19 protein-coding genes are annotated in these 20,944 nt (G+C 61.5%); 11 read left to right on the top strand and 8 right to left on the bottom strand.

What is annotated here, in order from left to right; genetic code table 11:
• The first annotated feature begins 132 nt into the window (after window positions 1-132).
• The 6 genes from argE (at window position 133) to ACTG2G_RS08785 (ending at window position 7,856) form a co-directional block, all read left to right on the top strand.
• The gene (argE, locus tag ACTG2G_RS08810; RefSeq protein ID WP_421223151.1) at window positions 133-1,278 is read left to right on the top strand and encodes an acetylornithine deacetylase; all 1,146 of its coding nucleotides are present in this window, start codon (window positions 133-135) and stop codon (window positions 1,276-1,278) included.
• Between the two features lie 231 nt (window positions 1,279-1,509).
• Complete coding sequence (gene ppc, locus ACTG2G_RS08805) at window positions 1,510-4,143, top strand: phosphoenolpyruvate carboxylase (protein WP_005341594.1); 2,634 nt, start codon at window positions 1,510-1,512, stop codon at window positions 4,141-4,143.
• A gap of 351 nt (window positions 4,144-4,494) precedes the next feature.
• Window positions 4,495-4,959, top strand: coding sequence for a Cys-tRNA(Pro) deacylase (gene ybaK, locus ACTG2G_RS08800; protein ID WP_021231249.1), 465 nt, complete (start codon window positions 4,495-4,497; stop codon window positions 4,957-4,959).
• A gap of 147 nt (window positions 4,960-5,106) precedes the next feature.
• Entirely contained in the window at window positions 5,107-6,000 is an 894-nt protein-coding gene (locus ACTG2G_RS08795) for a hypothetical protein (protein WP_439985374.1), read from the top strand.
• Window positions 6,001-6,068: 68 nt separating this feature from the next.
• Window positions 6,069-6,860 carry a substrate-binding periplasmic protein gene (locus tag ACTG2G_RS08790; RefSeq protein ID WP_439985373.1) on the top strand — a complete coding sequence of 264 codons (792 nt, stop codon included), beginning with the start codon at window positions 6,069-6,071 and terminating at the stop codon, window positions 6,858-6,860.
• A gap of 111 nt (window positions 6,861-6,971) precedes the next feature.
• Window positions 6,972-7,856 carry a hypothetical protein gene (locus tag ACTG2G_RS08785; RefSeq protein ID WP_439985372.1) on the top strand — a complete coding sequence of 295 codons (885 nt, stop codon included), beginning with the start codon at window positions 6,972-6,974 and terminating at the stop codon, window positions 7,854-7,856.
• Here ACTG2G_RS08785 and ACTG2G_RS08780 read toward each other — a convergent pair.
• Window positions 7,850-8,734 carry a LysR family transcriptional regulator gene (locus ACTG2G_RS08780; protein ID WP_047434749.1) on the bottom strand — a complete coding sequence of 295 codons (885 nt, stop codon included), beginning with the start codon at window positions 8,732-8,734 and terminating at the stop codon, window positions 7,850-7,852. The genes ACTG2G_RS08785 and ACTG2G_RS08780 overlap by 7 nt on opposite strands.
• Window positions 8,735-8,868: 134 nt before the next feature.
• Between ACTG2G_RS08780 and ACTG2G_RS08775 the strand changes: the two genes are divergently transcribed.
• The 5 genes from ACTG2G_RS08775 to dhaR all read left to right on the top strand — a co-directional run bounded on the left by ACTG2G_RS08775 (window position 8,869) and on the right by dhaR (window position 14,076).
• Window positions 8,869-9,270, top strand: a complete 402-nt coding sequence (locus ACTG2G_RS08775) for a CidA/LrgA family protein (protein WP_040069042.1) — start codon at window positions 8,869-8,871, stop codon at window positions 9,268-9,270.
• Complete coding sequence (locus ACTG2G_RS08770) at window positions 9,263-9,952, top strand: LrgB family protein (protein WP_005341581.1); 690 nt, start codon at window positions 9,263-9,265, stop codon at window positions 9,950-9,952. Before ACTG2G_RS08775 ends, ACTG2G_RS08770 begins: the two co-directional genes overlap by 8 nt.
• A gap of 74 nt (window positions 9,953-10,026) precedes the next feature.
• Window positions 10,027-10,926, top strand: a complete 900-nt coding sequence (locus tag ACTG2G_RS08765; RefSeq protein WP_227341848.1) for a hypothetical protein — start codon at window positions 10,027-10,029, stop codon at window positions 10,924-10,926.
• 277 nt (window positions 10,927-11,203) lie between these two features.
• A complete protein-coding gene (locus tag ACTG2G_RS08760; RefSeq protein WP_216952179.1) occupies window positions 11,204-12,064 on the top strand; it encodes a patatin-like phospholipase family protein in 861 nt (286 codons plus the stop codon).
• A gap of 110 nt (window positions 12,065-12,174) precedes the next feature.
• Window positions 12,175-14,076 (top strand): dihydroxyacetone kinase operon transcriptional regulator DhaR, encoded by a 1,902-nt coding sequence (gene dhaR, locus ACTG2G_RS08755; protein ID WP_439985371.1) that lies wholly within the window; start codon window positions 12,175-12,177, stop codon window positions 14,074-14,076.
• Window positions 14,077-14,165: 89 nt separating this feature from the next.
• Here the strand turns inward: dhaR and ACTG2G_RS08750 are convergent, their stop codons facing one another.
• The 7 genes from ACTG2G_RS08750 to yjbD form a co-directional block, all read right to left on the bottom strand.
• Complete coding sequence (locus tag ACTG2G_RS08750; protein WP_439985370.1) at window positions 14,166-15,248, bottom strand: glycerol dehydrogenase; 1,083 nt, start codon at window positions 15,246-15,248, stop codon at window positions 14,166-14,168.
• A 131-nt stretch (window positions 15,249-15,379) separates the two neighbouring features.
• On the bottom strand, window positions 15,380-16,096 hold the full coding sequence (dhaM, locus tag ACTG2G_RS08745; protein ID WP_439985369.1) for a dihydroxyacetone kinase phosphoryl donor subunit DhaM: 717 nt from the start codon (window positions 16,094-16,096) through the stop codon (window positions 15,380-15,382).
• Between the two features lies 1 nt (window position 16,097).
• On the bottom strand, window positions 16,098-16,727 hold the full coding sequence (gene dhaL / locus ACTG2G_RS08740) for a dihydroxyacetone kinase subunit DhaL (RefSeq protein ID WP_128815089.1): 630 nt from the start codon (window positions 16,725-16,727) through the stop codon (window positions 16,098-16,100).
• 15 nt (window positions 16,728-16,742) lie between these two features.
• Entirely contained in the window at window positions 16,743-17,813 is a 1,071-nt protein-coding gene (gene dhaK / locus ACTG2G_RS08735) for a dihydroxyacetone kinase subunit DhaK (protein ID WP_005340163.1), read from the bottom strand.
• A gap of 238 nt (window positions 17,814-18,051) precedes the next feature.
• Window positions 18,052-19,410, bottom strand: a complete 1,359-nt coding sequence (locus ACTG2G_RS08730) for an NCS2 family permease (RefSeq protein WP_042032197.1) — start codon at window positions 19,408-19,410, stop codon at window positions 18,052-18,054.
• A 305-nt stretch (window positions 19,411-19,715) separates the two neighbouring features.
• Window positions 19,716-19,928, bottom strand: coding sequence for a transcription antiterminator/RNA stability regulator CspE (cspE, locus tag ACTG2G_RS08725; RefSeq protein ID WP_005316548.1), 213 nt, complete (start codon window positions 19,926-19,928; stop codon window positions 19,716-19,718).
• A gap of 597 nt (window positions 19,929-20,525) precedes the next feature.
• Window positions 20,526-20,810 (bottom strand): DUF3811 domain-containing protein, encoded by a 285-nt coding sequence (gene yjbD, locus ACTG2G_RS08720; protein ID WP_005340165.1) that lies wholly within the window; start codon window positions 20,808-20,810, stop codon window positions 20,526-20,528.
• Window positions 20,811-20,944: the final 134 nt, after the last annotated feature.

Genomic DNA, 20,944 nt, shown 5'->3' with positions numbered 1-20,944 from the left:
ATTAACTTTCCCTTACAACTAGAAGCCTTTGTTGATGAGCCAGATATTCAGGTAAAATTACAGAATATTCATGCACTCACTTTGCATTTGTATTTTCTAACAGAAACATTCCGGGGACGCAAGGAGGAGCTGATGGCCAATCTGGATTTTTTTTCACTTTATAAGAATATTATCGCGATTCCCTCTATCAGCAGCACGGATCCCAAGTGGGATCAGAGCAATGAGGCTGTGATCCGGCTGCTGGCCGACTGGTTCGGTCAGCTCGGTTTTCAGTGCGAGGTGACGGCGCTCCCCGATCTGCCGGGCAAATTCAATCTGGTGGCGACGATGGGTCAGGGGGAGGGCGGTCTGCTGCTGGCGGGTCACACCGATACGGTGCCGTTCGATGAGGGGGGTTGGAGCAAGGATCCCTTCAAGGTGACCGAAGAGGGCAATCGTCTCTATGGCCTCGGCACCATCGACATGAAGGGCTTCTTCGCCTTTATCGTGGAGGCGCTCAAAGATATTGACCTCACCAAGCTGACCAAGCCGCTGCGCATTCTCGCCACTGCCGACGAAGAGACCACCATGGCGGGGGCCCGCGCCATCGCCGCGGCGGCCGAGCTCAAACCCGACTACGCCGTGATTGGCGAGCCGACCGGACTGGTGCCGGTGGTGGCCCACAAAGGGCACATGTCGGAGGCGATCCGCATTACCGGCAAGAGCGGTCACAGCTCGGATCCCGCCAACGGCGTCAACGCCATGGAGATCATGCACAAGGCGATGGGGCAGGTGCTGCGCTTGCAGCAGGATCTGAAAGATCGCTACGCCGACCACCGCTTTGCCGTGCCGCAGCCGACCCTGAACCTGGGTTACATTCAGGGGGGCGACAGCCCGAACCGCATCTGCGGCTGTTGCGAGCTGCATATCGACCTGCGACCCACCCCGCAGGTGGGGCCGGATGAGCTGATGGGGATGCTCAAAGAGGCACTGTCGCCCATCGAGATCCACCAGCCGGGCTGCCTGCATCTGCAACATCTGCACGAGCCCATTCCCGCCTACGCCTGCGCCGACGACTCTGTGCTGGTGCGCGAAGCAGAGAAGGCGAGCGGTCGCGCCGCCGAGTCGGTCAACTACTGCACCGAGGCGCCGTTTATCCAGCAGCTTGGCTGCCAGACCATCGTCATGGGCCCCGGCCATATCACCCAGGCGCACCAGCCGGATGAGTATCTCGACCTCTCCTTCGTCAAGCCGACCATCTCGGTGTTGCAACACCTGATCAGACGTTTTTGCCTGTAGCGGCGGCGGTGAAAGGGGCGTAAAAACTGTAAGTAAGTTACATAACAAGCCGGTTGTGGAGTGGTGATGGAAATACATGTTCTGAATCGGCCTGTTATTTGACCTTGCGCAGACAATCTGGGTAGATTGTCACCCTAAGATGACGGAGCATATGTTGTAATCGCACAACAATAAGTGAGGTCGTCTAGCACCCCGGATGGGTGTCAGGCACCAACAAGATAAGGATGTGGAATGAACGAAAAGTACGCCGCACTACGCGCCAACGTAGGTATGCTGGGTCAGCTGCTGGGTAAATCCATCAAGGATCATCAGGGTCAGGCCTTTCTCGACAAGATCGAAACCATTCGCCAATTGGCCAAGTCCTCCCGCAAGGGCAATGAATCAGACCGGGAACGTCTGCTCGATACCCTGCGCACCCTGAGCGATGACGAACTGCTGCCGGTGGCTCGCGCCTTCAGCCAGTTCCTCAATCTGGCCAACGTGGCGGAACAGTTCCACACCATCTCCCGTCGCTGCGAAGAGCAGGTCTGCACCCCGGACCCGCTGGAGCAGATGTTCGACAAGCTGAAAGCCTCCAACCTGTCGCAAGAGGCCATCATTCAGGCCGTGCGTGAGCTGGATATCGATCTGGTGCTGACCGCCCACCCCACCGAGGTGACCCGTCGCACCCTGATCCACAAGCACGTGCAGCTCAACGACTGCCTCGAGGCGCTGGAGCTCTCCGACCTGCTGCCCCGCGAGCGGGACAAGATCCTCAATCGCATCGAACAGCTCATCAATCAGGCGTGGCACACCAACGAGATCCGCGAACAGCGCCCGACTCCGGTCGACGAGGCCAAGTGGGGCTTTGCCGTGGTGGAGAACAGCCTGTGGCCTGCCATCCCCGAATTCATGCGCAATCTGGACGAGCGTCTGCAACACCATCTGGGTGTGCGGCTACCGCTGGATGCCGCGCCGGTCAAGTTCACCTCCTGGATGGGCGGTGACCGTGACGGCAACCCCTTCGTCACCGCCAAGGTGACTGCCGAAGTGCTGGAGCTGGGTCGCTGGATGGCGGTGAGCCTGTTCTACAAAGACATCAAGGAGCTTACCTCCGAGCTCTCCATGTCCGACTGTACCGACGCCGTGCGCGCTCGCGTTGGCGATCACCCCGAGCCCTACCGTGCACTGGTGCGCGAGCTGCGTGAAGCGCTGCGCGAAACCAAGGAGCACCTCACCGCCAAGGTGCAGGGCCAGGCTAGCGAGAGCCAGGATCTGGTCAAGACTACCGCCCAGCTGCGCGAGCCGCTGGAGCTCTGCTACCACTCATTGCACGCCTGCGGCATGGGCAACATCGCCGACGGCATGCTGCTGGACGTGCTGCGCAAGGTCGCCTGTTTCGGCATTCATCTGGTCAAGCTGGATATCCGTCAGGATGGCGAGCGTCACGGGCTGGTCTTCTCCGAGCTGACCCGCTATCTGGGTCTGGGTGACTACGCCGAGTGGAGCGAAGATGACAAGCAGGCCTTCCTGCTCAACGAACTGAACTCTCGCCGCCCGCTCATTCCCCACGACTGGGAGCCGAGCGCCGAGGTGCGCGAGACGCTGGATACCTGTCAGGTCATCGCCCAGCACGACCCCGATGCGTTCGGTATCTACATCATCTCCATGGCCGGTGCGCCGTCCGACGTGCTGTCGGTGCAACTGCTGCTCAAAGAGGCTGGCTGCAAGTTCCGCATGCCGGTTGCCCCGCTGTTTGAAACCCAGGATGACCTGATGGCAGGCACCGCCGTGATGGAGCGCCTGCTCTCGGTGGACTGGTATCGCGGCTACATTCAGGGCCGTCAGTACGTGATGATCGGTTACTCCGACTCTGCCAAGGATGCGGGCATGATGGCCGCAGGCTGGGCCCAGTACGCCGCCATGGAATCCCTGGTGGGGCTGGCCGAAGCCAACAATATTCGCCTCACCCTGTTCCATGGCCGTGGCGGTACCGTCGGTCGTGGTGGTGCGCCTGCCCATCAGGCGATCCTCTCCCAGCCGCCGGGATCCCTGCGCGGCGGTCTGCGTACCACCGAACAGGGGGAGATGATCCGCTTCAAGTTCGGTCTGCCGAAAGTGGCGATCAAGAGTCTGGAGCTCTACACCAGCGCCGTGCTGGAAGGGAACCTGCTGCCGCCGCCCAAGCCGAAAGAGTGCTGGCGCGAGGTGATGGAACAGCTGGCCGCCGACTCCTGCGATCACTACCGCAGTATCGTGCGTGGTCATCCGGACTTCGTCCCTTACTTCCGTGCCGCCACCCCGGAGATGGAGCTCGGCAAGCTGCCGCTCGGCTCCCGTCCTTCCAAGCGCAAGCCCAACGGCGGCGTCGAGAGCCTGCGCGCCATTCCGTGGATCTTCGCCTGGACCCAGAACCGCCTGATGCTGCCGGCCTGGCTCGGTGCCCACAAGGCGCTGCAACAGGCCATCGACGGCGGCAAGCTGGCCGTGCTGGAAGAGATGAGCGCCCAGTGGCCCTTCTTCCGCACTCGTCTTGAGATGCTGGAGATGGTGTTCCTCAAAGCGGACGTCTGGCTCGCCGAGTACTACGACACCCGTCTGGTGCCGCAGGAGCTGTGGGGTCTTGGCAAACAGCTGCGTCAGGAGCTCGCCGAATCCATCGAGGTGGTGCTGAAACTGAGCCCGCGCGGGGATCTGCTGGAGGATCAGCCCTGGATCAAGGAGTCCATCAAGCTGCGCAACCCCTACACAGACCCGCTCAACGTGCTGCAGGCCGAGCTGCTCAACCGCTCCCGCAACCACCCGGAGACCCTGCACCCCGAGCTGGACAAGGCGCTGATGGTCACCATCGCCGGTATTGCTGCAGGTATGCGCAATACGGGCTGATAGCCAGTCCAAGCCTGCAGGCTTCAGCGATATCCATCCAGCCAAAGGGCGCCGACAAGGTGCCCTTTGTTTTTTGTTGCCCAGCAGAATTCGGCTCGATGGGAACCCCACCCATGTTTTGGACTGTATTTTGTAGGGTGCAGCAAGCGCAGCGCATTGTACGGCTCGGAAATGATTTTAGCCCTGACTCGTCCTGTCTTTAATTCGGCAAGCAGCACAATTCACCTTGTTCATTGCTCTCTACTCATTACCGGTGATGGGTACAGATTTCCCCTCCGGCTTGCATCCCTCGCCATGCAGGCGCAGACTGTTTGGCCTTGTTTTTATGCGATTCGATTCAAGGCAACCATCATGACTCCAGCCATCAACCTGCTGAAGAAGCTCAAGATTCCCCACAAGCTCTACCCCTACGAGTGCGAAGCCCACGACGATTTCGGCAAGCATGCCGCGACCCAGCTCGGGCTGCCGGAAGCGCAGGTGTTCAAGACTCTGGTCGCCCATCACGACAAGCAGGCGGTGGTGGCCATCGTTCCCTCATCCGGCATGTGCAGCCTGAAGCAGCTGGCCAAGGCGACCGGTCTCAAGAAGGTGGAGATGATGAAACCGGCGGAAGCGGAGAAGCTGACCGGTTACAAGGTGGGTGGCATCAGCCCGCTGGGCCAGAAGAAACTGCTGCCCACTGTGCTCGATGAGTCGGCGCTGCAGTTTGACGAGATCCTGGTGAGCGGCGGCAAGCGTGGCCTCTCGGTCGGGGTGGCGCCGCAGGATATGCTGACGCTGATGAAGTGGATCGCCGCTCCCATCGGCGAAGAGTAGTGCCGGGCAAGGTGTGAACCTGCTATCCGGGCCTGTGGTGGCCCGGATTGTCCTACCTGTGATCGGACGCGCAAGCCGTGATTGCCCCGTGCTCAACGGGGAGTGTGCCAGTCTATACTGGGTGAACCCCGTTGTATGAGTTCAGCCATGATGTACCGACTTCTGTTGCTTTGCCTCTGTTTATCCTTCCCCTCTGCCTTGCTGGCTGCCACCCGCTTTACCCTGCTCAGTCCTGAAAACAGTCAGGATATGCGGATGCGTTATTACCGTGAGGTGATGCAGCTGGCGCTGGAGAAAACTCGTCCCGAATATGGTGACTACGAGTTGCTGGATTCCCTGCCGATGAACAAGGCGCGGATGCGGATCGAGGTGCAGGAGCAGGGCAAGAGTGCGCTGTTTATTGTCGACAGCTGGCCTTATCAGGGGGAGGCAGTGGCGGATCAGGTGGCATCGATCCCGTTCCCGATCGATATGGGGATCCTTGGCTATCGGGTCTGTTTCGTCGGCTCGGATCGTGCTGCCGAGCTGGCGCGGGTGAACACCCTGGATCAGTTGCGCCACTTCACTCAAGGGGTGGGCACCGGCTGGCAGGATGCGGTGATCCTGCGCAACGGCGGGCTGACTGTGCATGAGGTGGATAACTACGAGTCGCTGTTTCGTATGGTGGCACGAGGGCGCATCGATCTCTTCTGTCGTGGGGCCAACGAGATCCTGTCGGAGTGGCAATCTCATCAGGGCAAGGTGGCCGGTTTGACGGTCGATCGCCATCTGGCCCTTTTCTATCCGCTGATCCACGTGTTCTACAGCAATGCCCGCTACGTTCAGGAGCGCGAGCGCCTTGAGCGCGGTCTGCAACTGGCCTGGCAGGATGGTTCGCTCAAACGGCTCTGGCGCCATCACTTCCAACCCTCGCTGGTGTTTGCCAATCTGGGGGCTCGCCAGATTGTCCGGCTCGGCAATCCGCAGTTACCCAAGGGCGGTTTTGACTATCGTTCCTACCTTTACAACCCGCTGGCGGATGATTTCGGTTCACTGCCCTGAGCCGAGTTATCAGGTGCGCAGGCTCTGATAGAGTAAGGGAGAGATCATTGCCGCCAAGGATATGGCCCATGCGCGCATCTGCCCGCTATCTGCTCTTTATTGCGTTGCTGCTGCCCGCGACCGGCGGTGCGGCCCCTGCCTTTACGCTGCGTACCTGCTTTGAAAACAGTGATTCCTACCCCTGGCTGCTGCAATCGGGGGAGGGGGTTGTGCAATATCACCTCAAGGCGGTTGCTACCGCTCTTGATGCCGAGATCGTGCTGACGCCGCTACCGTGGAAACGCTGCCTCTCTCAGGTGAGCAGTGGCCAGATGGATGCGGCCATCAAGATGAGCTATAGCGTCGAGCGGGCGACCACAGTGGGGGTCTATCCCATGCGTGAGGGCAAACCCGACCCTGCCAAGCGGCTGCTGACCGAGAGCTACAGCCTCTACCAGCTAAAGGGGGGCAAGAGCCAGTGGGATGGCACCACCCTCAGGATCAAGGGCATGGTGGTGGCCCAGTCGGGATTCTCCATCGTCGACTGGTTGCAGGCTGCGGGAGCCGAGGTGGATGACTCCAGCCGTGACCCGCTGATCATGTTGAAAAAGCTGGTGATGGATCGGGCGCAGGCGGCCGCCATCCAGACCGAGGTGGCCGACAGCATTCTGGCGGCCCATCCCGCGTTGCAGGCCCGTATCGAGCGGCTGTCGCCGGTACTGGTGGAGAAGCCCTACTATCTGGTCTTCTCTCACCGCTTCTATCAGGCCCATCCCCGACAAAGCCGGCAGGCGTGGGATGCCATCGAGCAGGTGCGCGACTCTGCTGCCTATCAGCGTTATGCCACATCGCTCAGAAGCACACCTCCGGTGGGGGAGTAGGCTGATGGATGCGACTGGCCGAAAAGTGGAGGAGAGCGTGGGGTGGTGGCAGGGCCGAGCGGCCAAGCTAGGGGCTACACTGAAAGAACCCCTTCAGCCAAGGCGCGGTTTATGTCACCCCTGCATCTGCTGGCTGCCGCTCTGCTCTGCATGTTGTCGCTGACCGGACAGGCGGCCACCCGGTTTACCTATATCAGCCCGGAGAGCGAGCGGGATCCGCGTACCACCTATGATCGGGAGCTGCTGAGGCTCGCCCTCGACAAGACCCGCGACCAGTTTGGCGACTATCTGTTGGAGCCTGCGCCGCCCATGACCAAGGCGCGCGAGCGGGTCAGCATGCAGCTCGACAACTATCCCAACCTCTTTGTAATGGACAGCTACAGCAGCACCCGCGAGGATCTGGGGCTCGCCTATGTCCGTTTTCCCATCCATCTGGGCATCGTCAGCTACCGCATCTGTTTTGTCAGCCCGCAGCAAAAGGCGGCGGTGAGCAAAGTGACCGACCTCAAGGGGCTGCGCCAGTTCACCTTCGGTCAGGGCAAGGGGTGGCTGGATGTGGATATCCTGCGCTACGCCGGGATGGAGGTGGTGGAGGTGGAGGGGTACGAAAAGCTGTTCAAAATGGTGGCGCGGGGCCGCTTCGATCTCTTCTGCCGCGGGGTGAGCGAGCTGCGCAGCGAGCAGCTGACCCACAAGGAGATGACGGATCTGTTGGTGGACGATGCGCTGTTGATCTACTACCCGCTGCCTCGGGTCTTCTACACCAATCCCAACAATCGCGAGGCGCTGCAGCGGGTCGAACGGGGGTTGCAGCTGGCGTGGCAGGATGGCTCGCTACAGGCGCTGTGGCGCAAGAGCTTTGGCCCGGCCATCGCCTTTGCCAAGTTCTCCCAGCGCCGAATGTTGCGACTGGATAATCCCTTCCTCGACGGGATCAGCTTCGATTACCGCCCCTACTTCTACAATCCGCAGACCGATCGCTTCGGCGATTACTGAGGTGCCTGCCGCTGGCGGCAGAGGGCCAACCAAGCCTCGGCGGTGCGCGACAGATAGCGCTCGCTCGGCCAGATCACCCCGAGTCGCCAGCTCAATTCGGGCTCCAGCGGCCGCAGCACCAGACCATCCGGGGTCAGCCGGTGGCAGACCGGCTCCGGCAAGAAGGCGACCCCCATGCCGCTGCGTACCATGGCGGTGAGAAAATCCCACTGGCTGCTGCGCGCCGCCACCTGCGGCACAAAGCCCGCCTCCTGACATGCCTGCTCCAGCCGCTCGCTCAGGGTAAACGCCTGGGTATAGAGCAGGAAGGGCTCCTCCTGCAGGGACTCCAGCCGCAGCGGCGCCTCGCCATGCCAGCGGGGTTGATCAGGCAGCACTACCCGGATCGGGTATTGATCCAGCTCCAGCGCGCTGAGGGCGCCTCCCTCTTTGGTCGGCAGCATGGTGATGGCGAGATCCAGCTCCCCCTCCAGCACCGCCTGTTCAATGCGGCGACCGCCGTACTCCACCAGGGTCAGCTCCACCTTGGGATAGCGGCTGCGGTAGGCGCGGATCAGATCCGCATAGACGTGACCCACCATGGGGGGAATGCCGAGGGTGAGGCGACCATGTTGCAGGCTCTGCAGATCCGCCAGTTCGGCCTCCAGCTGCTGCATCTCTGCCAAGATGGTCTGGGCCCGGTTGAACAGCACCTGGCCGCTGTCGGTCAGGGTGAAGCGGCGCCCTTCCCGGTTTAGCAGGGGTTGACCCAGCTCCTCCTCGATATTGCGGATCATCTTGCTGATGGTGGGCTGGGTGACGAACAGCTTTTCAGAGGCGCGGGTGAAGCTTTTTTCCCGCACCAGTTCGACAAAATAGCGCAGGGCGCGAATATCCATGGACTCTCTCGACTCTTGTTGGCGGGTGCAGGATGAAGTATGCCTATGGGGCATGAATTCGATAATTTTAATTCATTTCTGGCAGGTTTTGCTCAACTCTATACTGTGAGCCGGTTCACAGAAAGACGATGATCATGAAAGCCCTCTGCTTGCGCTGGTTACAGACTCCCTTCCAGATTGTGTTGCTGGCAGCCATCTGGCTGCTGGCCGATACCGCGGTGCGTACCCTCCATCTGCCGCTGCCCGCCAACCTCACCGGCATGTTGTTGCTGCTGGCCTGCATCCTGCTCGGGGTGGTTAAGGCCGAGTGGTTCAGCGCGGGTGCTCGCTGGCTGCTGGCCGAGATGCTGCTCTTCTTCGTGCCCGCCGTGGTGGCGGTGGTCAACTATCAGGATCTGCTGTTGCAGGAGGGGTGGCGCATCATGGTGGTGCTGCTGGTGAGCACTACGCTAGTGCTCGGCACCACGGCGCTGGTGGTGGATCGGGTTTACCGCCTCGAACTGAAACTGGCCCGCCGGAGTCGCCGTCATGTCTGATACCCTGCTCGGGCTGATCTGTTTCGCCCTCACCCTGCTCTTCTACTACGCCAGCAAATGGCTCTATGGCAAGAAGCGCATTCTGCCGCTGATGCCGCTGCTACTGGCGCCGACCCTGCTGGTGGCCGTGGTGCTGCTGTTCCACATCCCCTATCAGGATTACATGGCGGAATCCCACTGGCTGCTCTGGCTGCTGGGCCCCGCCACCGTCGCCTTCGCGGTGCCGGTCTACGAGAACCGCCAGCTCATTCGTCGCCACTGGTTGTCGTTGTCGGTAGGGGTGGTCGCTTCCGTCATCATGGCGGTGGGGAGTACCGTGCTGCTGGCTCGCTGGCTGGATCTCTCCGACATGTTGCAACGCAGTCTGGCGATGCGTTCCATCACTACACCGTTTGCGGTGGAGGCGACCCGCGCCATCGGCGGTCAGAGCGACCTCACCGCGCTGTTTGTGGTGCTCACCGGCGTCATCGGCATGGCGGTGGGTGAGAGCGTGCTCACCGTGCTGGCCATTCGCAGCCGTCTCGGCAAGGGGGCGGGGTTTGGTGCCTCGGCCCACGGTGCCGGTACCGCCAGGGCCTATCAGATGGGCAACGAAGAAGGGGTGGTCTCCAGCATGGTGATGATGATCGCAGGTATGGTGACCGTGCTGCTGGCACCCCTGCTGGGCCGGATGTTCTGGTAGGCCTGGCTTCCCTTTAGAAGGCGGCTCGTCCCGGCGCTACACTCTAGTGAGCCTGTATTTCCGGGATGAGCAGTATGACCTTTCATCGCCTCGCTTCCTGCTTGCTGCTGTGCAGCCTTTCCCTCCTTGCCACTCCCCTACGGGCGAGCGACGTCATCACTCATATCAGCCCCGAGAGCGATCGGGACTTGCGTACCCTCTATTTTCGCGATCTGTTGCAGCTGGCGCTGGAGAAGACCCGCGACAGCTTCGGTGACTACGAGCTGCGAACCGCGCCGCCGATGAACCGTATCCGGATGCGACAGATTGTGCAGACTCAGCAATACCCCAATCTGTTTGTGGCCGACAGTCTGCGTCCGGCCGCAGAGAGCGGAGCGCTGGATTACGTCCGCTTTCCGGTGGAGCTGGGCATCCTCGGTTATCGCATCTGCTTTGTCAGTCCGCAGCAGGCCGACGCAGTGGCAAGGGTCAATACCCTGACCGAGCTGCAGCAATTTCTGCACGGGCAGGGGCGTGGCTGGCAGGATGCGGAGATCCTGCGTCATGGGGGATTCAAGGTGCAGGAGGTCGACGGTTACGAGCGGCTGTTCAAGCTGGTGGCCCGTGGCCGCATCGATCTCTTCTGCCGCGGTGCCAACGAGCTCTTTATCGAGCAGGAGCAGCACAGTGATCTGCCCGGCCTCACCGTGGATCGGCGAGTGGCGCTGCACTATCCCTTCCTCCATCTCTTCTACACCCACAAGGATAATCAGGCCGCCATCCGCCGCCTCTCGGTCGGCCTCAAGCTGGCGTGGCGGGATGGCTCGCTGCAACAGCTCTGGCTGTGCCACTTCAAACCTTCCCTCGAGCAGGCGCAGCTCCCCAGACGCCTGTTGTTCGAGTTGGCCAATCCGCGCCTTGATAAGGTGGACTTTGATTATAGGGCCTACCACTACAACCCCGTTGACGGGACGTTCGGGCCCGGGCTGCCTTGAACCTGATGGTGTTGTTAGCGGATAAAGGGCCGTCTCTGCTGATGTGCTAAATCATGCCAAAAAGGCATGTTTTTTATTATTTAAATTCATTTTTTGATGGTTGTTGCGCTGCATATACTGGGGGTCGCTTCACGGTTCAGGTTTGCTCCTGTCCGCTTCTGGCTTGCGCGAGTGAGCCTGAATCGTCCTGCTGCGGCGTCTTGATGTTCTGCATGAAGGCGTCCATCACTGGGCCGGGATCGATCCCGGCAGGTATTACAGCTGACGGAGCCTTGTTATGTTTAATCCCCACTCTTGCGCCCTGATTGTCGAAGGGGGCGCGATGCGCGGCATCTTTGCCAGCGGCGTGCTCGATGCGTTTGTCGAAAGTCACCACTACCCGTTCGATTTCGTCATGGGCGTCTCGGCCGGTGCCACCAATCTGGTCTCTTATCTGAGCGAGCAGCCGCGCCGCAGCCACCACATCATCACCGAGCTGGCTTGCAGCTCCCGGTTTCTCGATCCCCTGCGCTTTGTCAAAGGGGGCGATCTGGTGGACATCGGCTGGCTGTGGCAAGCCAGTCGCCATCGCTTCCCGCTCGATCTCGAGACTTTCTGCGCCCGCGACATTCCCTTCTATGCGGTGGCGACCGATGTGGCGAGCGGCAAGGCCATCTATCTGCCGGTGCGGCCCGACAACATGGATGAGGTGCTGACCGCCACCTGCGCCCTGCCGGTGGTGCAGCATGATACCCCCTGTGTCGATGGTCGCCCCATGGCCGATGGCGGCATCAGCGACTCCATTCCGGTGATCGAGGCCTATCGGCGCGGTGCACGGCGGATGACAGTGGTGCTGTCGGAACCCCGGGGCTATCGCAAGAAGCCGGCCCGTTTCTGCTGGATGGTCAAAGCCTTGCTGAAAACCCAGCCTGCACTGGCGCAAGCTATGCTGGAGCGGGATCGCGCCTACAACCGGGCGCTCGATTTCATCGCCAATCCCCCTGCCGATTGCGACATCGAGGTGATCGCGCCACCGACCGATTTCATGGTCTCCCGTTTTACCCAGGATCCGATCAAGCTGGAGTCCGGCTATCTGCAGGGTTACTGGCAGGGGCGCCAGAGCGTGCTGCGGGCAGTCAGGACTGTACGTGCCGCTTAGCGGCAACCTGGTGTCTTTAAACGTTGCCACCCTCTGAGGCAGGTCACTGAATCGGGGGCGCTGGCGTGGTTAAATGGTCGGCTCACATCTTGCCGGATACTGCTGTGACCATGCCATCTGACCTTCAGCCGCTGCTCGCCTGGCCTGACTATCTGCAGGCATCCTGGCTGCGCTGCGCCCACCAGACCAGTGCCACCCTCTGGCATCCGCCCCACTGCGCCAAGGGGCAGACCTTGCAGAGCCTGCGCCAGCGCAAGCGCGACCTGCTCACCACCGGCGAGATGGCCCTTGAGGATCTCTACGAATTTATGGAGGGGCGCCCCTGCGCCCTGCTGCTCACCGACGAGAGCGGCTGCCTGCTGGCCCAAACCGGCCACCCCGACACCCTGCGCGAGTTGGCGGCGCTGGGGTTTGGCCCCGGCGCCTTCTTCAGCGAGGGGCGCATCGGCACCAATGCCATCAATCTGGCGGCGCTGGAGGGAGTACCGCTCTGCGTCCGCGGCCCCCAGCACTTCAATCTGACCCTCCACCCTTGGCACAGCTGCGCCAGTCCGGTCTACAACAGCAATGGCCGTCAGGTCGCCATCATCGCCTTGATCTGCAAGGTGGAGGAGGCGAGCGCGGGCGATCTGGCGCTTACTGTCAGCGCCGGGCGCGAGCTGGCCCATCTGCTGCAGATGGAGACCCTGATGCAGGAGTCCCAACACCACCTGAGCGAGCTTTACGCCCTGCTCGATGGCATGGATGACGGCGTGCTGGCCTGGGACCCGCAGGGCAGGCTGCGTTACCTCAACGCGCTGGCGGCCAATCGGCTGCGGCTTGATCCCGCGCTCTGTCTCGGCCAGCCGCTGGAGCAGCACCTGCTGTTGCCCCAGCGGTTGCAGCTGGCCATCAGGGGGCAGACGCCGCTCAGCCATGTGGAGGTGACGCTGGAGCGGCTCGGCGCGCAGGAGGGGGAGTTTATCAATGCGCTGGTGAGCCTCAAGCCGCTGCCGGGGCCGGAGGGGGTCAGCTTTATCGCCCTGCTGCACCCGATCGATCGGCTGCGGGCCATTCACCAGTTGCGCCAGACGGTGCCCGAGTTATCTGCACTGGTGGGGGAGTCGAGCGCCATGCGCAAGCTGCTGCGCTACGCCCGGCAGGCGGCCCAGAGTCAGGGGCCGATCCTGCTGCGCGGCGAGGAGGAGGTGGGCAAGGCCCAGCTGGCGGAGGCGATCCACTTTGGCAGCGAACGGGCCGCCGGGCCGCTTATTACCCTCAACTGCAAGGCACTACCGAGCGAGCGGATGTCGCTGGAGCTGATGGGCTCCGACGAGGCGGGGCAGGAGCGGGCGGGCAAGTTCGAGCTGGCCCACGGCGGCACGCTCGTGCTGGAGCAGGTGGAGTGCCTCTCTGCCCCCATGCAGGCGGCGCTGCTGCAACTGCTCAAGACCGGCCGCATCCAGCGCTTCGATTCGGCCCGCATTCTGCCGCTCAAGGTGCGGATCATCGCCACCAGCAGCGCCCCGCTGGAGCAGCTGGTGCAGGAGGGGCTGTTTGGCCGCCAGCTGCTCTATGCCTTGCAGGCGTGCGAGCTCTGGCTGCCGGGGCTGCGGGAGCGCAGTGCCGATCTGCCGGGCCTGATCAGCCAGCAGCTGGCGGCGCAGGGGCGCGAGCCGGTGCGCCAGTTCAGTCCGGCGGCCCTCGACTGCCTGCTCGCCTATCCCTGGCCCGGCAATCTGGGGGAGCTGCGCAGCGCCGTCGAGCATGCGCTGCTTCATTCCGGTCAGGGGCCGATCCCGCCCGAGGCGCTGCCCGCTGCCATTCGTCACGGTTATCAGCGGGTGGCTGACGAGGTGGTGGGGCAACCGCTGCTCACGCTGGCGGAGCTGGAGCGCCAAGCCATTCTGCGCTGCGCCCACGCCTGCAAGGGGCAGGTGAGCCAGATGGCCCAACATCTTGGCATCAGTCGCACCACCCTGTGGCGGCGGCTGAAACTGCTCGAGATCGATCCCGCCGACTATCACGGCTGACGGCGCCCCGTCGCCAACTGGCCCGCAGAAAACGACAAGGCCCCGCAGATGCGGGGCCGTTTTTATATGGCAGGTCAGTGGTGGCGTGGTTACAGCCCCAGCTGGTGGGCGGTGACGATGGCCGCCAGCACATCTTCGGCAGTGACCTTGAACGGCATATTGTGGATGGTCTCGCCCTCGGCGGTGGAGGCTTTGGCCACCTCCATCAGGCGCGCCATATCCAGCTCCTTGACCCCCATCATATGCAGGTTGGTCGGCAGGCCCACCGAGCGGCAGAAGCCCAACACGGTTTCGATCTCCGCCATCGGTGCGTTCTCCAGCACCAGCTGCACCAGGGTACCGAACGCCACCTTCTCACCGTGGTAGAGGTGGTGGCACTCGGCGAGCTGGGTCAGGCCGTTGTGGATGGCGTGGGCGGCGGCCAGCCCGCTGCTCTCGAAGCCGATACCGCTCAGATAGGTGTTGGCCTCGATGATGCTCTCCACCGCCTTGGTGCAGAGCCCCTGCTCCACCGCCAGCTTGGCCTTGTAACCGTCGGCCAGCAGGGTCTTGTAGCAGAGCTCGGCAATGGCCTGCGCCGCCAGCGTGGAGGCGCCACCGGCCATGGTCTGGCAACCGGAGACCTTGTTGGCGCGCGCCTCGAAGTAGGTGGAGAGCGCATCCCCCATGCCGGAGACCAACAGCCGCACCGGGGCGCGGGAGACCACGCCGGTATCCATGATGACCATATTGGGGTTGGTCGGGATCATCAGGTATTCGCTGAACTGCCCTTCCGGGGTGTAGATGACCGCCAGCGCGCTGGTGGGGGCATCGGTGGAGGCGATGGTCGGCACTATGACCACCGGCACTTTCTGGTAGAAGGCGACCGACTTGGCGGTATCCAGCGTCTTGCCGCCGCCGATGCCGATGATGACGTCAAACGGGGTCTGCTGGCAGCGAGCCAGCAGGCGGTCGATCTCGGGGCGGGAGCATTCGCCGTTGAAGCAGTCGAACTCCGGCTTGATACCGGCGCCGTGGAAGCTGGTGGCCACGGTATCGCCTACCAGCTTGGTGACGAAGGCGTCGGCCAGAATAAGCGGCTTGCTGCCGAGCGCCTTGACGTAGTTGCCGATATTGGCGAGGGCCCCGTTGCCTTGCACGTATTTGCTGGGGCTGATGATAATGCGGTCCATATTTTATCCCTCTCTCTTTATGAATTAAGAATCGGGGCGAAGGGGCGGCTGTGCCGGGGACTCCTTCGTCTTGAATGAAGCTGCACAGGCTCAGCGAGCGAGTGCAGCCCTTGAAACAGTGGCGTGCGGCGTCAGTCGCCGAAACGCTCGTCGGCCAGCTGCTGGAAGCAGGTCAATGCTGCGGTGGCATCCTCGCCGCGCGCCAGCAGGGTGAGCGCATCGCCCTGACGCACGTTGAGCATGGCGAGCCGGGTCAGGCTGCGGGGATTGGCCTCTTTATCCCCCTTTTGCAGCTTGAGTTCGGCGGCAAAGGGCTTGAGGGCGGCCACCAGTCGGGCGGCGGGGCGCACATGCAGGCCGTGGGGGTTATCCACCACCACCTCGCAGCGCAGCCAGCCGTCGTCAGCAACGGGGGCCGTCTCGGTGGCGGCCTGCGCCGGGCGGGCAGGCAGCATCGCCTGTTTTGGGCCCAGCGCGCCGAGCGCCTCGGCGGCCACCTCATCCAGCGTCAGGCCGGAACCGGCCGCCACCACGGCGGCCAGGGTACCCTCGACCAGCGGGGCGGGGCAGAGCCGCACCCTCGCGCTCAGCTCCGGGGGGAGCAGTTCGAGGGCGGTCTCGGCACTCAAGAGGGCGCTGCCCAAGTCCATCAGCACCAGCACGCCGCTGCCGTCATCCGCCTCTTCAATCGCACTCATCACCGCGATGGCATCGGTGCCGATGGGGTGGTCGGGGTCATCGACCCCGGCCGCCAGCAGCAATCGGGCCGGGCTGCCGAGCTGGTCGGCCAGCGCTTTCAAGCCGGCCGCCAGTATGGCGCTGTGAGAGACAACTACGATTCCGATCATGTCACAACCTCGCTCTGTCACGCAGGGCTGTCAGCAGCAGCAGGGTCGAGGTGGCCCCGGCATCCTGATGGCCGATGCTGCGCTCGCCAAGATAGCTGGCGCGCCCCTTGCGGGCCTGCATCTGGATGGTCGCCTCGGTACCGGCCGCAGCGGCTGCCACCGCCTTGTCCAGCGCATCGTTGAGGGGCAGCTCTTGCTGCTGCGCCTGTTGCAGGGCGGCCAGTGCCGGCCACCAGGCATCGCACATGGTCTTGTCGCCCGGCTCGGCGCGGCCGCGGGAGACGATCCCCTCGACCCCGTCGCTCAGCATTTTGCACAGCTGGCTGAGACTGAGGCTCTGGCAGGCGTCGCTGCTGGCCGCGGCCCGGATAAAGAAGGTGCCGTAGAGCGGGCCGCTGGCACCGCCGACCGAGGAGAGCAATGTCATGCCGGTGGTTTTCAGTACCTGACCGATATCCTTGTCCGCCACCGCCGGCAGCTTCTCGGCTACCTTGGCGAAGCCGCGTTGCATGTTGAGGCCGTGGTCGCCGTCGCCGATGTCGGTATCCAGCGCGGTGAGGTAATCACGCTGCTCGGTAAAGATGTGTTCGCAGTCGAGCAGCCAGTTGACGATTTGGTGTTTGCTTAGCATGGCTATCGGCACTCCTTAGCAGCCGCGACGCAGGGCGGGGGTGTGAACGGGGGCATCCCACAGGGTCATCAGCTCATCATCCACCTTGAGCAATGTGATGGATATGCCGGTCATGTCGAGGGAGGTGCAGTAGGGGCCAATCAGGTTGCGCACCAGATGGATGCCCGCCTCCTCGCACAGGGTGGCGAGGCGACCATAGACGCCGTAGAGCTCGGAGATGGGGGTGCCGCCGAGGCTGTTGACCAGCGCGATGACCCGATCGCCCTTGTTGAGCGGTTCGATAAAGGTGTGCTCTTCCTGCCAGCTGCCGCTGGTGCGATCCCAGTGGCGCAGGGTGCGGCCATAGGGGGTGTTGTCAGCAAGCTCGCTGAACATGTCGTCCACCAGGGTATTGAGGTCGGTGAAGGGGCGACGTTCGATGCCCGGTTCGCCGTGGATACCGACGCCGAACTCCAGCTCGTTGTCAGCCAAGGTGAAGGAGGGCTTGCCAGCAGCAGGCACGGTACAGGCATGCATGGCCACGCCTATGGTGCGGCTCTGGTTGTTGATGCGACGGGCCAGCGCCTCGCAGCGGGCAAGGTCGTAGCCCGCTTCGGCGGCGGCACCGACCAGCTTCTCGCACAGCACGGTCGTGGCAACGCCACGGCGGCCGGCGGTGTAGAGGCTGTCTTTGACCGCCACGTCGTCATCGATCAGGGCGAAGCCCACTTTTACGCCGTCGCCGTGCAGCAGTTCGACCGCGGTCTCGAAGTTGAGTACGTCGCCGGTGTAGTTCTTCACCAGAAACAGCACGCCCGCGCCGCCATCAACGGCCTGACCGCACTCGTACATCTGATCCGGGGTCGGGGAGGTAAAAATCTCGCCGGGGCAGGCGCCATCCAGCATCCCTTTGCCCACCAGACCGCCGTGCATCGGCTCGTGGCCGCTACCACCGCCGGAGACCAGCGCCACCTTGCCCATCACGGGGGAGTCGGCGCGGGTGATGTAGTGGGGTTCGATACGGACCTTGAGCTCGGGGTGGGCGGCCGCCATCCCCATCAGTTGTTCACGGACCACGGCATCGACGGCATTGATCAGTTTCTTCATGGCTCACTCCTTGGCTTGCCACCGCACGGGTGGGCAAATGGTTGATGGAGCCAGTCTAACGACAGAAAAAGGGATAAAAATGACGGCCGATTTGGTTCGGATTTGAAACAGCAGAAGGGGGATGGGTGTTTCAATCTGAAACAGCGCAGGGCTGGCGGGCGGGAAACTGTTAGCTGACTCACAGCCATGAAAAAGGGCCCCGCAGGGCCCTTCACTATAACCGGGATCAGCGGATGGGTTAGATGGCCCAGCCACCGGCGTAGAAGACCACCAGCGCCACGGCGATGATAACGGTGCCGACGTTCAGCTTCTTCCACTCGGCTGCAAACAGGCGACCGATGACCAGCGCTACGAAGCCCAGCATGATGCCGGTCACGATGTTGCAGGTGAGCACGATAAAGACGGCACACAGCATGCCGGAGAGTGCATCGACCGAGTCGCTGAAGTCCAGCTTGGTGACGTTGCCCAGCATCAGCAGGCCGACGTACATCAGGGCCGGTGCGGTGGCGTAAGCCGGTACCAGATAGCTGAGCGGGGAGAGGAAGATCATCAGCAGGAACAGCACGCCGACCAGCGCGGCGGTCAGACCGGTCTTGCCACCGGCCGCGGTGCCTGCGGCAGATTCGATGTAGACGGCAGCCGGAGCACCACCGACGGCACCCGCCACCATGCTGCTGACGGAGTCGGCAGTCAGGGCCTTGCCGCCGCTGATGATATGGCCACGTTCGTTGATAAGGCCCGCCTGACCGGCCACGGCACGGATGGTGCCGGTGGCGTCAAACACGGCGGTCATCACCAGTGCCAGTACGGTCGGAATGACCACCGGATTGAGGGCGCCCAGCAGATCCATGCTGCCTACCAGCGAGCCTTTCTCGCCAGTCAGGCTCGGCATGGCGAAGAAGCCCTGCCATGTCACTTTCGGGTCGAAGATAAGGCCGAGGATGGAGATGGCGATAATCACCATCAGGATGCCGCCCGGCACCTTGCGACGCTCCAGACCGAAGATGGCGGCCAGACCCAGCACCGTCATGATCACCGGGAAGGCGGTCACTTCACCCAGTTGCACCGGCAGACCGGCCCCTTCGTTCTTGATCACCATGCCAACGCCGTTGGTGGCGATCAGCAGCAGGAACAGACCGATACCGATGCCGGTGCCGTGAGCGATGCCGGAGGGGAGGTTATCCAGGATCCACTGGCGCACGCCGGTGACACTGATCAGGGTAAACAGCACACCCATCAGGAAGATGGCGCCCAGCGCGACCGGAATGCTCAGCCCCTGACCCAGCACCAAGCTGAATGCGGTAAATGCGGTGAGAGAGATGGCGCAACCGATAGCCATCGGGAGCTTGGCCCACAGGCCCATCAGCAGGGAGCCGAAGGCGGCGATCAAGCAGGTGGCCACAAACACCGGGCCCTGCTCAAAGCCGGCTGCGCCCAGCATGTTCGGCACCACTATGATGCTGTAGACCATCGCCAGGAAGGTGGTCAGCCCCGCGACCAGCTCCTGACGCACGCTGCTGCCGCGCGCAGAAATGGAAAAATAAGAGTCCAGAAAGCCGCCTGTCCCTGTTTGGGCGGCCATATCTTGCTTTGCCATAACTAATCCTGAAAGTGTGAAGGAAATCGTTTGCGTTGGTGGCGCGCAAAATAGCAAGAATTCGCGGCAAATACAGCGGATAACCTGACTTTTTCGTCACTATTTTACATTCTGAGTCCATTCGGAGCTCATTGTAAGACTCAAGTGGTGAGAGAGTGTAAGGCAGGGATCAAGCGGTTGGGGGAGGGGAGATCAGTGAGGAAAAAGCGGGGAAAAACAAAAAACCCGCCGAAGCGGGTTTTTTTAAATTCTTGCAGAGCTGTCAGCAGTTGGCATAAGCCATCAGCAGCATGCTCCGGCTTGAATTACAGACCAACTACGTTGGCAGCAGCCGGGCCTTTCTGGCCTTGCTCGATGGTGAACTCAACGCGCTGACCTTCGTCCAGGGTTTTGAAGCTGGTGGACTGGATAGCTGAGAAGTGTACGAACACGTCTTTGCTGCCGTCAGCCGGGGAGATGAAACCAAAACCTTTCTCAGCGTTGAAGAACTTAACGGTACCAGTCATTTTGTTAGACATAATAATTTCCTTAAATAGTGTTGAATGCCACCTAAATGGCAATTTTTGATTTTTCGTCAGCAATACGTATGGGGAGCACTAAAGAAGGAGAATTATTTGATAAGAATTATCCGAGGATAACGCTTATGCTAATCACTGCTTTACTAAAATGACTGCCTAACATAATCAGGTCTGAACTGCCGAACCATCGAGAAAGATTAAAACACGCTCTCATTTTTAAAGCAAACTTTATCTCGATATTAATGTTTTGTAACAGCCAAAAATATCATTTTTTATAGTAAACATGATGCATTTCAACGGCATAGAAAAATCAGTGCAGACTCATATCACCCTGTGGCAAGCCAGATTCGGCTTTTTTGTCCTGACTATGTAGCCAGTTCTGGCAAAGAATATGAGAAAAAATGAAAAAGGTGGCGATAGACCGGGGATTGTCAGTTGGCGTTCTCTCTAACTCACAATGTAAATCACTTCTTTGCTGCTGCGATTAGCGACTGAGATGCAAATCAATGGCTGCGCCAAATCTTGCTCATCAAGCATCGTCCAGACATGCAAACGCCCGCTGGCACCAAGTGCCAGCGGGCGTTTTGCAAGAAGGGATCAGCGCTTGCTGCGAAACTTGTTGCTGACCGAATCAATCCAGCTGAAGGTTTCCGGCAGTACCTGATTCTTGGCGCGCTCTTTGGCTTTCTCGCGAGCCAGCTTGGAGGCTGCCTTGGCCGCTTCGGCGCGGTCGGCCACAATTTTCAGGCGACCCTCTTCACGGATCTTGTTCCGCTCTCCGTTGGTCAGCTGGTGGTCTGCATTGGCTTGTGCCTTTTGCAATAACAAGGCTATCTCGGCTTTTTCGGCCTCGGTCAGATCTTTCATTTCCAGCTTTTTCACGGCGCGCTCCTGCGGCAGGGTGGTTAGACACCCTAACACAGTTGTGCCGATCACTTCTTATGCAATCGGCTTTCCGGCAGTAAAAATGCGGGTTTGTGCCAACTTTCCGTTATTTCGCTGCCACTTTCCCGCCT

The sequence above is a fragment of the Aeromonas sp. 55A genome (assembly GCF_051919665.1).
Lineage (GTDB): Bacteria > Pseudomonadota > Gammaproteobacteria > Enterobacterales > Aeromonadaceae > Aeromonas > Aeromonas veronii.
The sequence above is the reverse complement of the archived record's forward strand: the minus strand, read 5'-3'. Positions and strand labels throughout refer to the sequence as shown.

What these genes read in the sequence shown, in the direction of transcription:
- argE (WP_421223151.1), top strand. Translation starts at nt 133, where the DNA reads ATGGCCAATCTGGATTTTTTTTCACTTTATAAGAATATTATCGCGATT.
- ppc (WP_005341594.1), top strand. Translation starts at nt 1,510, where the DNA reads ATGAACGAAAAGTACGCCGCACTACGCGCCAACGTAGGTATGCTGGGT.
- ybaK (WP_021231249.1), top strand. Translation starts at nt 4,495, where the DNA reads ATGACTCCAGCCATCAACCTGCTGAAGAAGCTCAAGATTCCCCACAAG.
- ACTG2G_RS08795 (WP_439985374.1), top strand. Translation starts at nt 5,107, where the DNA reads ATGATGTACCGACTTCTGTTGCTTTGCCTCTGTTTATCCTTCCCCTCT.
- ACTG2G_RS08790 (WP_439985373.1), top strand. Translation starts at nt 6,069, where the DNA reads ATGCGCGCATCTGCCCGCTATCTGCTCTTTATTGCGTTGCTGCTGCCC.
- ACTG2G_RS08785 (WP_439985372.1), top strand. Translation starts at nt 6,972, where the DNA reads ATGTCACCCCTGCATCTGCTGGCTGCCGCTCTGCTCTGCATGTTGTCG.
- ACTG2G_RS08780 (WP_047434749.1), bottom strand. Translation starts at nt 8,734, where the DNA reads ATGGATATTCGCGCCCTGCGCTATTTTGTCGAACTGGTGCGGGAAAAA.
- ACTG2G_RS08775 (WP_040069042.1), top strand. Translation starts at nt 8,869, where the DNA reads ATGAAAGCCCTCTGCTTGCGCTGGTTACAGACTCCCTTCCAGATTGTG.
- ACTG2G_RS08770 (WP_005341581.1), top strand. Translation starts at nt 9,263, where the DNA reads ATGTCTGATACCCTGCTCGGGCTGATCTGTTTCGCCCTCACCCTGCTC.
- ACTG2G_RS08765 (WP_227341848.1), top strand. Translation starts at nt 10,027, where the DNA reads ATGACCTTTCATCGCCTCGCTTCCTGCTTGCTGCTGTGCAGCCTTTCC.
- ACTG2G_RS08760 (WP_216952179.1), top strand. Translation starts at nt 11,204, where the DNA reads ATGTTTAATCCCCACTCTTGCGCCCTGATTGTCGAAGGGGGCGCGATG.
- dhaR (WP_439985371.1), top strand. Translation starts at nt 12,175, where the DNA reads ATGCCATCTGACCTTCAGCCGCTGCTCGCCTGGCCTGACTATCTGCAG.
- ACTG2G_RS08750 (WP_439985370.1), bottom strand. Translation starts at nt 15,248, where the DNA reads ATGGACCGCATTATCATCAGCCCCAGCAAATACGTGCAAGGCAACGGG.
- dhaM (WP_439985369.1), bottom strand. Translation starts at nt 16,096, where the DNA reads ATGATCGGAATCGTAGTTGTCTCTCACAGCGCCATACTGGCGGCCGGC.
- dhaL (WP_128815089.1), bottom strand. Translation starts at nt 16,727, where the DNA reads ATGCTAAGCAAACACCAAATCGTCAACTGGCTGCTCGACTGCGAACAC.
- dhaK (WP_005340163.1), bottom strand. Translation starts at nt 17,813, where the DNA reads ATGAAGAAACTGATCAATGCCGTCGATGCCGTGGTCCGTGAACAACTG.
- ACTG2G_RS08730 (WP_042032197.1), bottom strand. Translation starts at nt 19,410, where the DNA reads ATGGCAAAGCAAGATATGGCCGCCCAAACAGGGACAGGCGGCTTTCTG.
- cspE (WP_005316548.1), bottom strand. Translation starts at nt 19,928, where the DNA reads ATGTCTAACAAAATGACTGGTACCGTTAAGTTCTTCAACGCTGAGAAA.